The organism is Acinetobacter bohemicus ANC 3994 (assembly GCF_000367925.1).
GTDB classification, from domain to species: Bacteria; Pseudomonadota; Gammaproteobacteria; order Pseudomonadales; family Moraxellaceae; genus Acinetobacter; species Acinetobacter bohemicus.
The window spans coordinates 724709-737708 of sequence record NZ_KB849176.1 but is presented as its reverse complement, the minus strand read 5'-3'; the positions used below and the strand labels follow the sequence as shown (position 1 = coordinate 737708).

The 13000-nt window shown below is 39.1% G+C and carries 9 protein-coding genes; 8 read left to right on the top strand and 1 reads right to left on the bottom strand.

All coding sequences use genetic code 11. The annotated features are described in order from the left end of the window. Window positions 1-513 precede the first annotated feature (513 nt). The 3 genes from F994_RS16215 (at window position 514) to F994_RS16205 (ending at window position 3174) form a co-directional block, all read left to right on the top strand. On the top strand, window positions 514-1383 hold the full coding sequence (locus F994_RS16215) for a MetQ/NlpA family ABC transporter substrate-binding protein (RefSeq protein ID WP_004651707.1): 870 nt from the start codon (window positions 514-516) through the stop codon (window positions 1381-1383). Between the two features lie 73 nt (window positions 1384-1456). Beyond that, complete coding sequence (locus tag F994_RS16210) at window positions 1457-2482, top strand: methionine ABC transporter ATP-binding protein (protein WP_004651706.1); 1026 nt, start codon at window positions 1457-1459, stop codon at window positions 2480-2482. After that, window positions 2479-3174, top strand: coding sequence for a methionine ABC transporter permease (locus F994_RS16205; protein ID WP_004651705.1), 696 nt, complete (start codon window positions 2479-2481; stop codon window positions 3172-3174). The genes F994_RS16210 and F994_RS16205 overlap by 4 nt, the downstream gene beginning before the upstream one ends. A gap of 98 nt (window positions 3175-3272) precedes the next feature. Here the strand turns inward: F994_RS16205 and F994_RS16200 are convergent, their stop codons facing one another. Continuing rightward, complete coding sequence (locus F994_RS16200; RefSeq protein ID WP_004651704.1) at window positions 3273-4034, bottom strand: DUF4184 family protein; 762 nt, start codon at window positions 4032-4034, stop codon at window positions 3273-3275. Between the two features lie 245 nt (window positions 4035-4279). Here F994_RS16200 and dnaE point away from each other — a divergent pair, with 245 nt between their 5' ends. The 5 genes from dnaE to F994_RS16175 all read left to right on the top strand — a co-directional run bounded on the left by dnaE (window position 4280) and on the right by F994_RS16175 (window position 12693). Further along, window positions 4280-7843, top strand: coding sequence for a DNA polymerase III subunit alpha (gene dnaE, locus F994_RS16195; protein WP_004651703.1), 3564 nt, complete (start codon window positions 4280-4282; stop codon window positions 7841-7843). A gap of 33 nt (window positions 7844-7876) precedes the next feature. Then, a complete protein-coding gene (locus tag F994_RS16190; protein WP_004651702.1) occupies window positions 7877-8734 on the top strand; it encodes an RNA methyltransferase in 858 nt (285 codons plus the stop codon). Further along, a complete protein-coding gene (gene cysE, locus F994_RS16185) occupies window positions 8727-9533 on the top strand; it encodes a serine O-acetyltransferase (protein ID WP_004651701.1) in 807 nt (268 codons plus the stop codon). Before F994_RS16190 ends, cysE begins: the two co-directional genes overlap by 8 nt. A 111-nt stretch (window positions 9534-9644) precedes the next feature. Next, a complete protein-coding gene (locus F994_RS16180) occupies window positions 9645-10559 on the top strand; it encodes an ABUW_2363 family tetratricopeptide repeat lipoprotein (protein WP_004651700.1) in 915 nt (304 codons plus the stop codon). A gap of 124 nt (window positions 10560-10683) precedes the next feature. Next, window positions 10684-12693: an esterase/lipase family protein gene (locus F994_RS16175; RefSeq protein ID WP_034697313.1), complete on the top strand. Its 2010-nt coding sequence runs from the start codon at window positions 10684-10686 to the stop codon at window positions 12691-12693. Window positions 12694-13000 lie beyond the last annotated feature (307 nt).

The following is a 13000-nucleotide window of genomic DNA, read 5'->3' as shown; positions in this document are numbered from 1 at the left end:
ATTTAAAACATAAGTTTCCATTTTATAAAGCATTATTCTTATTATCTATTTTTGAGATTTAGACTTAAAAAAAAATTATAAAGAAGCATTAAAAACAATATCTTACAGATTGTTAATATAATTTAAAATAATATATTGTTTTTACTATTAAATTTTCAAATATCTCACTTTTGCTATGCTATAAAAAAGATAATTATTAAGTTTTTATTCACTATATTGCATATAGATTTATTGCTATGATGGGCCAAATTTTGATTCAGTTAAAATACAATCTCGTGAATGAATACAACGATTTAAAACATCTTACTATTGTTTTAATTTGATACTCACCAGATTGCTAATTGCATAGCATCATTTGTTAATTTTATCATGCTATGCACAGATCAGAGAAACATATGGAAATGATGACTGTAATCACGCCTTCGTTTTATACTGATCTCGACTTTGACTTAATCTCTTCAATGAATAATTCGTAAATTTAAAGCCAAAATTAAATTTACTTGGGATAAATACATGAAAAAGCTCCTTGGACTTGTTTTAGGTTTAACCGTTGGTCTAGCTGGTTGTTCTAAGCCAGAAGCACCTGCAACTGACGCAGCAAAAACAGATACAGCAAAAGAACAAACCGTTGTTATGGCATCGACTGGTTCTGATGCTGATATTTGGCGTTATATTGCAACATTGCCTGAAACAAAAGCAGCAGGTATTAAACTTGAAGTGAAAAACTTCACTGACTATGTGTCTATGAACACGGCAGTTGCCAACAAAGAAATTGATGTAAATGCATTCCAGTCTTATGCATACATGGTTGCTTTTAATGACAATAACAAAGATAAAATTGCCCCACTCTCTACAACTTATTTAGAGCCAATGGGTCTTTATTCAAGCAAAGTTAAAAAGCTTGAAGACTTCAAAACAGGTGCAACCATTGCAATTCCAAATGATGGTGCAAATGAGTCACGTGCTTTATTACTACTTCAATCAGCTGGTTTAATTAAATTAAAAGCAGGCTTTGATGACGTAAAAGGCACACCTGCTGACATTTCAGAAAATGCAAAGAACATTGTGATTAAACCCATTCAAATGGCAACTGCTGTACGTGTGAAAGACGAAGTGGATGCTATTGTTTTAGGCAATACCCTTGCAATGGAAGGTGGTTTAAACGTATTGAAAGATGCAGTTTTCTATGAACCAGTGGACCAAAGCACTAAAATGAATGTAAATGTTTTAGCTGTTGCTGCTGACCGTCAAAATGACCCTGTATTGAAGAAAGTTGGCGAGCTATATCACACCGAAGCTGTGAACAAATATGTTCAAGAACACTTTGGTGGCACTAAAATTGATGTAAACAAACCTGTAAGCTATCTTACTGAAGCAAAATAGTAATATACTTCGCATATCAAAACAGGCAAATTAACTTTGCCTGTTTTTTCTTTCTTGTATAGTTTTTGACGATATGATTGAATTTAAAGACATTTCAAAACATTATGAGCTAAAAGGTCAAACCATACGTGCTCTGGACCAGATTAATCTGGAGATTCCAGAAGGCAGTATTTTTGGCATTATTGGCTATAGTGGTGCAGGTAAAAGTACCTTAATTCGTTTGATTAATTTGCTCGAACGTCCCACACAAGGTCAAGTGATTATTAATCAAAAAGACTTTACCGCTTTGGATGCGCGCTCATTACGTCAAGAACGTGCAAATATTGGTATGATCTTTCAGCATTTCAATTTATTACAAACCAAAACTGTGGCTGCGAATATTGAAATACCACTGAAGCTTTTAGGCATTAGCAAAGCTGAAAGAGAAAAACGTCTCAATGAATTACTGGATTTTATTGATCTAAAACATAAGAAAGATGCCTTCCCTGACGAACTTTCTGGTGGTCAGAAACAGCGCGTTGGTATTGCACGCGCCTTGGCCAATCATCCTAAAATTTTACTCTGTGATGAAGCCACGTCAGCGCTCGATCCACAAACCACAAAATCGGTTCTGGCGCTTCTGAAAAAAATTAATCAGGAGCAAGGGATTACCATTGTCATGGTGACCCATGAAATGGATGTGATTGAGACCGTTTGTGATTATGTTGCTGTCATGGAACAAGGCAAGGTCATTGAAACAGGCTCGACCATTGATATTTTCAGCCGACCGCAACATCCGACCACCAAAAATTTCATTCAAACAGTGTTGCAGCAACAACTGCCTGTCAATATTTTGAATAATTTAGAAAACCAGAACCACAACAGTATTTATTGCCTGCAATTTTTAGGCAAATCGGCACAGGAAACTGTGGTTCAAGCGGTGATTAAAAAATTCGATATTAGCTTAAATATTGTATTTGCCAATATGACTGAAATTAATGGCACCGTGATTGGACAAATGTTTATTCAATTGTTAGGCGACCCAGCCATCATTCAACAAGCCATTGAATTTTTACAACAAAATGGTGTGGAAGTTGAGCAATCAGGAGTACAGCTATGAGAGACCTGATTGTACAATGGTTGACTGAAGCAACCTCCTCTTTCTGGAAAAGCTCCCTTTCGATTGATCAATTTATTACTGCATTGCAAGAAACCTTTCACATGGTGTTCTTTGCCATGTTGTTTGGTTGTATTTGGGGTTTTATTCAAGCCATTATTTTATTGGTTTCACGCCCCGACGGTATTTTACCCAATCGTGCGATTTACCATATTCTAAACCCAATTGTGAATGCACTACGTTCACTGCCCTTCATTATTTTATTAATTGCCGTTATTCCGTTAACTAAACTTTTAGTCGGAACTTCAATTGGTACATGGGCAGCCATTGTGCCTTTGACCATTTATATTGGTCCCTATATGGGACGGTTGATTGAAACCTCTTTACTTGAAGTCAATGAAGGTATTGTAGAGTCCGCTCAGGCCATGGGTGCAACGCCACTACAAATTATTTTCAAGTTTATTTTACCTGAAGCACGTAGCTCACTGATTTTGAACTTAACCACTGCCACCATTAGCTTAATTGGTGCAACGGCAATGGCGGGTGCAGTGGGTGCAGGTGGTATTGGTGATTTAGCGATTTCATATGGCTATCAACGTTTTGATACCAGCGTGGTTATTTTAACGGTGATCGTGCTTTTACTCTTGGTTCAAATTGTTCAGACGATGGGCGATTGGCTAGCCAAATTAAGATAAAAATGATTCAAGCAAAATTTTAAAGCCCTCACAAATTTGAGGGCTTTTTATTATATGGATTTCATGGGCTGCACTTATTTTCCAGAAAAGAAAATGGCTCATTTAGTGTTTATGATCTTTCTATTTTTCATCATCTTAAAAAACAAAGACACAATTAAAATACTCCAAAACGAACATGCTATTGCGGCGACCAATACATGAACCAAAGAAAATTTTAAATCACTATTGAAAATTGACCATAAGCCAAGCAAACACCCAAGCAATACCAATATTACTCCCCAATACATCCACAGGGTTTTTCTTTCATTATTTGTTTGAATACTTGTATAGAACGGTAGTTTAAAAAAATAAATAGCAATGATCATCAATCCCAAACTAGAACTTAAATGCTGAAAAATTTTATACAGCGGTATATTGAAATCTGCAATTGAAATAGTATTTTGCAAAACAACCAGTTTCTGGACAAAAAAACCAGTTTGATGTGTAAAAGCATCCCATACTATATGTGTAAATATCCCGAATAAAATCGAAATAATGACCATCAAATAGTGGTTTTTTAAATATCCAAACCAATCAAGGTTTTGAAAAATAAGAACCCGTTTTTTCAAAAACCAAGGTGAATGTCCAATCATCTCATCACGAATCACTTGATGAAAAACTAAAGCAACTAAAATGGAAACTGGCAGATTAAAAAGAAAAATTCCCGCAATATGATGTCCAAACTCCCCCTGCATTCTCATTCTTAAGAAGTATTCAAAATCTGGCGCCATACATCCAAGCACAACGCCAGTTAGCGATAATTTATTTAGCCAAGGCTTAAAAAGAAATGCTGCCACTGTATGCGAAAATGTAAAAGGCATTGTTTTAAATTTCTGTTTTTCTTCGAAAGAAGAATATTATGAATTAAAATTGCTGTAAAAACCTGAATCAATCTAAAATAAACATAGAGCCTCGGTTGCTAAATACTTTAACCTTGCCAAGTGTCCCCTGATCTAGGTAATTGAGCTTCAATAATCAAATAAAACTTCGCCAAATCACTTGAATATCCCTCAGATTGACTACGGGCCATGCTAAAATAGCCGACGGTTTTTGCAGGGACTCATTTATGCACTTTGTTCATCTTGGTATACATACAGAATTTTCAATTACGGAATCTATCGTACGTATACCTGATCTTATTAAAGCTGCAGTGAATGATGAAATGCCAGCTTTGGCATTAACAGATCTATCTAACTTACATGCCGCAGTTAAATTTTATACAAAATGCTTAGATAAGGGCATTAAACCTATTTTGGGCAGTAACATTCGCTTAAATGATGCAGAACATAAAGTCACTCTGCTTTCAATGACCAACAAAGGTTGGCGCAGTCTCACTGAAATTGTTTCGCGTGGCTTTATTGAAGGTCAACAACTAGATATCCCTTGTGTACAAAAAGAGTGGGTTTTAGAACAAAACCAAGACATTATCGTGCTTTTAGGCATGCATAGTGATGTGGGTAAAATGCTGAATTCATCCAATCCACAAAAAGCCGACGCGCTATTAGAAGAATGGATTGAAAAATTTGGTAACCGTGTCTATTTAGCCCTGACCCGTACCGACCGCCCTGATGAAGAAAATTTCATTGCTGGGGCAATTAAACTGGCTCAAAAATATAATATTGGTGTCGTTGCGCATAACGATGTGCATTTTATTGCACAAACAGATTTTGAAGCACATGAAGCCCGTGTTTGTATTGCTGATGGTTATGTTTTAGGTGACAGTCGTCGTCCTCGTTATTATAGTTCTGAGCAATATTTTAAAACTGCCGAGGAAATGACGGAACTCTTTTCAGACATTCCATCTGCGATTGAAAATACCTACCACATTGCTAAACGCTGTAATGTTAGCTTACGCTTAGGCTTCAATGACCTTCCCGATTACCCAGTCCCTGAAGGTCATACCATTGATACCTTCTTTGAGCATGTTTCTCAAGAAGGCTTAGAAGAACGCTTAAATTTCCTTTATCCGGTTGAAAAACGCGATGAAGATTGGGCTGACATTCGTAAAGTTTATGATGAACGCCTAGCCTATGAAATTGGCACCATCTTAAACATGGGATTCCCCGGTTACTTCCTGATCGTCATGGACTTCATTCAATGGTCTAAAAATAACGGCGTTCCAGTAGGCCCCGGACGTGGTTCAGGTGCAGGCTCATTGGTGGCCTATAGTTTAAAAATTACCGATCTTGATCCACTCCGTTACGACCTGCTATTCGAACGTTTCTTGAATCCAGAACGTGTCTCTATGCCCGACTTTGACATCGACTTCTGTATCGCAGGTCGTGACCGCGTGATTGATTATGTTGCGCGTCATTATGGTCGTGAAGCTGTTTCACAAATTGCGACGTTTGGTACGATGGCCGCCAAAGGTGCGATCCGAGATGTGGCGCGGGTCTTAGGTAAATCTTATGGTTTGGCAGACCGTATCTCGAAAATGATCCCGACCAAACCCTTAGGTGTCGACCTTCGTGGTGCCATCGATATCGAGCCGCAGCTTAAAGACATTGTGACCAATCCATCCAACCCAGACAATGATGATGCAGCCGAAATCTGGGAAATGGCGCTTAAACTTGAAGGTATTACCCGTAATACCGGTAAACATGCCGGTGGTGTGGTGATTGCACCGGGTAAAATTACCGACTATTCAGCCGTAATGTGCGATGCAGATGGCACCAACCGTGTCGCACAATTCGATAAAGATGATGTTGAATCAGCAGGTCTGGTTAAATTCGACTTTTTAGGTTTACGTAACCTGACCGTGATTGAAGATGCCATTCAAAATATTAATAAACGCATTGGCCCTGAAAAATCAGTCGATATTACTTATATTCCGTTAGACGATCCAAAAGCCTATTCAATCTTTGCGGATGCCAATACCACGGCGATCTTCCAGTTTGAATCCGTCGGCATGAAAAAAATGCTGAAAGAGGCGCGCCCAAGTAAGTTTGAAGAAATTATTGCCTTTGTATCCTTGTACCGCCCGGGTCCAATGGATCTTATTCCTGACTTTATTCACCGTATGCATGGTGGTGAGTTTGAGTATCTGCATCCTTTACTAGAAGGGGTTTTAGAACCAACTTACGGGATTATGGTTTACCAAGAACAGGTGATGCAAGCCGCGCAATATTGTGCAGGCTATACACTGGGTGGCGCAGACATGTTACGTCGTGCCATGGGTAAAAAGAAACCTGAGGAAATGGTCAAACAGCGTCAAATCTTTATTGAAGGTGCGGCGCAAAAAGATATTGATGAAGCCACCGCCAACCATATTTTCGACTATATGGAAAAATTCGCTGGCTATGGTTTTAACAAATCACATGCCGCAGCCTATGCCCTCGTTGCCTACCAAACGGCGTGGCTAAAAGCCTATTATCCATCTGAATTTATGGCAGCAGTACTGACTTCAGAAATGCAAAATACCGACAGTATTGTATTTTTGATTGATGACTGTCGAATCAATGGTTTAGAAGTGTTTCCTCCTTCAATTAACATGTCTTTTTATCAGTTCCATGCCAGTGATGAAAAAACCATTGTCTATGGTTTAGGTGCCATTAAAGGTGTGGGCGAAGCCGCTATGCAATCGGTGATTGATTCACGCTTGCAAGATGGCCCTTACAAAGATCTATTCGACTTCTGCCATCGTATTGATTTGAAAAAAATCAATAAACGAACTTTAGAGGCACTCATTCGCTCAGGTGCGTTAGATTGCTTGGGTATTGATCGTGCCAGCATCATGGCGCAATTGCCTGAAGCGGTGCAAGCAGCTGATCAAGCCCGCTCAAATCGTGAAACGGGCATCATGGATTTATTTGGTGAAGTTGAAGAAGTCCAACGCAAACCCGCCAAACCTGTTAAACCGTGGTCAGATGAAGTTCGTCTCAAAGGTGAAAAAGACACCCTTGGCTTATATTTAACTGGACACCCGATTGATGTCTATCGTCCAGAGTTAAAGTCATTTATTCCTGTGCGTATTAATGAATTAACACCAACACGTCGTGGAGTGACCACCGTTTTTGCCGGCTTGGTAGTTGATGTTGCCAACTTCCCAAATCGAATGATGGTCACCTTAGATGATGGTACAGCGCGAATTGAAGTGTCTGCCAACCATGAACGCTTCCAACGCTTTAAAGATATTATTCAAGCTGACCGTGTGGTGGTGATTGAAGGTGAAATCTATGAGCGTGAAGGTTATGATCGCCCAATGGGACGCTTAACCAAAGCTTTTAGCCTCAACGAAATTCGTCAAAAACGTGCCAATAGCATTCAAATTAAATTGGCTGCGGAACATCTGACCCAATCACTCAGTCAAGATTTACAAAAGATTCTGCTGCCATTTTGTAATGTCGATATGTGCAATCACATTCCAATGCAATTACAGATTGATTATCCCTATGCTTCTGCCGAAGTTCACTTGGGCTTAAATTGGAAAGTTGCACCACAAGATGAATTACTGGCTAAATTACGCGATTATTTTGGTAAAGATGTCATCCACATCGAATATCAAGTGAAATCCAAAGCCGCAAAAGCCGTACAGTATAGTAAGCCCGCACAAATTGCACCGCCACCTGCCAATGTCAGCATGGATGACGCAATGGACATGTATCAGGCTGAAGCCAACCAATATTCTTAATTTTTAAATATTTAAATTCAAATTGGACACCTTATGAGTCAAGTTGACAATGCTGTTGTTTCAGCACATCTTTCCCATGTGCGTATTGTCATGGTCAATACCACATTACCTGCAAATATTGGCAGTGCATTAAGAGCCATGAAAACCATGGGCTTATCTAAACTGGTATTGGTTGCGCCTAAAACCTATCCGCACCCCGATATTAATGCTTTAGCCGCAGGTGCCGTGGATTTAATCGAACAGATTGAAATTGTAGCGACTTTAGAAGATGCCATTAAAGATTGTCATCTGGTTTTTGGCACCAGTGCGCGTAGCCGTACTATTCCGTGGCCTTTGCTTGATGCACGCCCTGCTGCTGAAAAATCCATGCAAGCCGTTGTTCAAAACCAACAAGAAATTGCTGTCGTATTTGGTCGTGAAGACCGTGGCTTGACCAATGAAGAATTGGCGATGGCCAATTATCACGTCACGATTCCAGTCAATACTGATTATGGCGTATTAAATGTTGCACAAGCCATTCAAGTCATTTGTTATGAAATGCGTATGGCCGCGATGGCATTTGTAGAGCAGACAGAAGATACCGAAGCAACTATGCCTGTGACTGAAACAGAATCTATGCATTGGGATGAGCCTTTGGTCACGCATGAACAAATGGAACAGTTTTACCCACACATTGAAAAAATGTTGGCTGAAATTGAATTTATGGATCCTAAAAATCCAAGATTATTGCCTTTACGCTTGCGCCGTCTATTTGGACGTATACAATTAGACCGTATGGAATACCATTTACTTCGTGGCATATTCACTCGTGTACAAGCGATGAATAATGGTACATGGAAAAAATCAGTAGACAAAACAACCGATTCTTCAGAGGATCAACCTAATGCTTAAACAGCTCAAAGAAGATATACAAGCTGTATTCGCGCGCGATCCCGCGGCTCGAAACACTTTGGAAGTTCTTACCACTTATCCCGGCATTCACGCGCTCATTATGCACCGTGTTGCTCATGAACTTTGGCAAAAAGAGTGTAAAGGCTCTGCTCGCCTGTTGTCTTCTTTTAGTCGTTTTGCCACAGGTATTGAAATTCACCCGGGCGCTAAAATTGGTCGTCGTTTTTTTATCGATCACGGCATGGGTGTGGTCATTGGTGAAACGGCTGAAATTGGTGATGATGTCACGCTCTATCACGGTGTCACCTTAGGCGGCACCACGTGGAATAAAGGCAAACGTCATCCGACATTAGAAGATGGTGTGGTCGTTGGTGCTGGTGCAAAAATTCTGGGACCATTTACCGTCGGTAAAAACTCGAAAGTAGGTTCGAATGCCGTCGTGACCAAAGAAGTTCCGCCAAATACCACCGCAGTCGGTAACCCTGCCCGTTTTATCACCAAAGACCAACCTAAAGATGCTGAAGAAGCACGTCGTCGTGATTATGCGGAAAGTATTGGTTTCCAGCCATATGCAGCAACGCAAGATCAATCTGACCCAATTTTAGAGGGTATGCGTGTTCTACTGGACCGAATTCAGCACAATGAAAAGCGTATGAATACTTTATGTCAGCGCTTATCTTTGCTCGATCCGTCATTTAAGAAGCAGCAAGATGAACAGCCTTTTAGTATTGAAGAACTTAAAATTATTGAAGATGTGCGACGCGAATGTGAAGCTCAAAGTACTCAATCTAAAGCCTAAAGTTGTGATTTAAATATTAACAAGCGCTAACTTGCATGTTGATCAGAGTTTTCTTAGACTGACAAATGTGCTTATTGATCAATTTTAAAATTAAATGAATGGATGACCCATATGACACTTAAGCCTTTGGCATGTACACTTATTGCAATGTCTTTGCTCTCTGCATGTAGCATGGCACCCACTGAAGATAAAAAACCGAATAGCCCAATCATCTTCACTGAACCTGATTTAACTGCACCGTTCTATGCACTGAATCCATTTAATTACGATGCACCCCCTCCATTTGAAATTGCACTCAGACAAGCAGCCGCACAACCTGTGACTAAAATGGAAGTGAATCTGCAAAGCGATCCATCTAAAAAAATGACTTTAGATGTGAATAAACTGATTATTCCAACAGTAAACAACAACCAACGTACTTTAAAATATGCTGTTCTTGCGGGTAATAATGAAATTGACATCACTGAGGTTGATGACTTTTTACAATTGGTTGAAGGTAAAGCACGTCACTACCCACCTCGCTTTAGTGAACGTCAAGAACGTAAAGGTTTTGAAGCCAAACTCAAAGAATTAACCCAACAGCTAGATACCTTGGCATCTAAAGATAATGCGTCTTTCGACGTCCTGATTCGCGCATTTAAAGCCAGCGTGATGGCACGTAACCTTGATTTGGGTTCCGTCTACACCACCAAGTCTTTAACCTATGCACAGCGTATTTTAAAAATTAACAAAGACGATGCTGAAGCAAACTTTTGGTTTGGTTTTGGTTTGTCTGAAGGTGGCGGTCAACGTGAAGCGATTCCATATTTAGACAAAGCCATGAAAGCCGGCGTACAAGAAGCTTATTTGTCTGCGGCAAATAACTATATTGCGATGGAACAGAAGAAAAATGCGATTCAAACTTTGAAAAATTACAAAGTAAAATATCCGCAAGAAGCTGAAGTGGCTGACCGTTTAATCAATGAAATTGAAAAACAAGGCCGTTGGAACGTATGGCAAGTGCTTAGCTCACCTAAAGCATCTTAATTTTTAAGTAATTATGAAATAGACCGTCTTGTACGGTCTATTTTTGTTTCTATGAATGGAAAATTAGAAGAATGACTGTATGATGAAGAAAAACTCAAACAAATACTTAATGCAGATGACTTTTATGCCAAACTCGCTATACAAAATTTTGTTTGCCACCTTATTGAGTAGTTCTCTATTGACGGGTTGTCAAATCGTCAGTGTCAAGAATCAAGCCATTAACGTGACCATTACCAATGAACGAGAAAGCATACTCACCCGCAACAAGTTAAGTGAAGCTAGTTTAAATGTACTTTCGATGACAGGGCGTGAAGCAAAAATTTGCTCTGATAAACCAGAACAGTGCATCCAAGAAATACAACAAATCCCTCAAATTCAAGACGAACAAATTCTTTCTACAGCGAGTGAAGTTTATTTAGCTAAAGCTTTAGCATATGAAAAATCAAGTGATTGTAAAATCAGCATTTTAACCAGTACCAAATCTGAAGAAAAACAAAAATTACAACAAGCCAGTTATGAAAAATGCCTAGATCAACAACTCTATATGTTGGATAAAAGCATCCGTTATAGTTATGCCTACATGTTCAAAACCAAACGTGGCCCACAAGACCGCATTTTTGATAACAGACAAGTACAAATTCGAGATTTTTATAATTTAGCTATAGCAAAATTGGTTTCAGCTTATGCGCTACGTTACAAACCAACAGAAGTAGCGCAGCAAATTAAAGTTGGAAAAAGTATCTACACCATTAACTTTGATCATTATCCTCAATTAAAAGAACAAAAAATTGAACAAATGCTCTCCAGTTATAATCTCAATTTTTCTGGTTTACGTTCCATTAATCGCCGTGATGGTTTTGGTTCGGAATTTGTCGTTGTTTTACCTCAAGTTAAAAATGATATTGGCGAAGCTAAAAGTAAATATATTATTGATCCAATCAATTTTAGTTATAAAAATGGCATCAATCCGAATATCCACCAAGCCCGTTATTTAGCAGCGACGCTCACCGTACAACCTAAGTCAGCCAGCAGTATTGAGGATATTTTAAATAATCCCGAGTTTGAATTAAAAGCCTTTGATCCTTATAAATATGACAATGTCGTAATGGCGGGTAAAACCTATCCACTTGCAGCCAACTTTTCTACCCCCTATGGTTTATGGCTTGCACAAAACAATTTAGGTAAGGCCGCATATTTAACCCTGATTGATCGTGATGATCATCTCACCATGCCGCATTTATATATGCTGGAACCCTATAATCCGAATAAAAAAGTCATTGTATTGGTTCATGGTCTAGCCAGTAGCCCAGAAGCATGGATACGTCTCACCAATGACATTATGGGCGACCCTGTGCTACGTGAACATTTCCAAGTATGGCAGGTGTTCTACTCCACCAATATGCCGATTATTGAAAGCCGCTTTCAAATTTATGCCTTGCTTAACCAAACTTTTGCCCAAGTTGATCCTAAAGCTGCGGCAAAAAAAGATGCTGTTCTTGTTGGACATAGTATGGGCGGCATTATTGCCCGACTATTAGTCAGTGATGCCGACCTGACTAAAAAAGCGTTATCCATGATGAGCAATCGTCAATTGAATAAATATAAAAATATCCCGATTGTATCGCAGCGTTTAACTCTTAAAGATATTCCTAACTTTAATCGTGCAATTTTCCTTGCTTCACCGCATAAAGGAACAGAATTTGCTGACCGCTGGTTTACCAAAGCAGCACGTAAAGTCATTCGTTTACCCGGCGCATTCCTTTCTGCCATAGGCGATACATTACAAAGCCAAGATTTGGACTTTAAAGATTTATTAAAACAGATTGATCATGGAATGATTCAAAATGGTCCAAGCGATTTAAGCTATCAATCAAAATTTATGGAACTCACCAAAGACGTTACTCCGCGTAAAGGTTTAACTTTCCATTCAATTATTGGTAATGCAACCAAGAGTGATGATCTGAATCTGATTACCGATGATGTTGTGCCATATAAAAGCGCACACTTAGATGGTGCTGTCTCTGAAAAGATCATCAACGGCGGGCATTCTATTCAAGAAACACCAGAAGCTGTTTTAGAATTGCGTCGTATTCTACGATTGCATCTTACACAGCTAGGTTTATATAAGCCTTAGTGAACAACTTCAAGCACTAAACATGGCTGAGTTGCACCACATAACGGTCTAATCCGTTGTGTGGTCATGGCAATCTAAACCAATCAGAATAAATGTATTCCCAAGTAAAAAGCCCTTCTTCCTTTAAAATACCCGCAATGATTCACTGTAACAGACAGCACATTCTAAGCTGCAAAAGCACAATAAAAATTGAGCATCTCTTGGCAATTTACAGACTTTTAAAACACTTGCTGAACCATAGCAAAATAGGAAAAGTAGTGCTGCTTATTTTCATAAATAGCTATTCTTTCAGGAAAAATTCAATTAT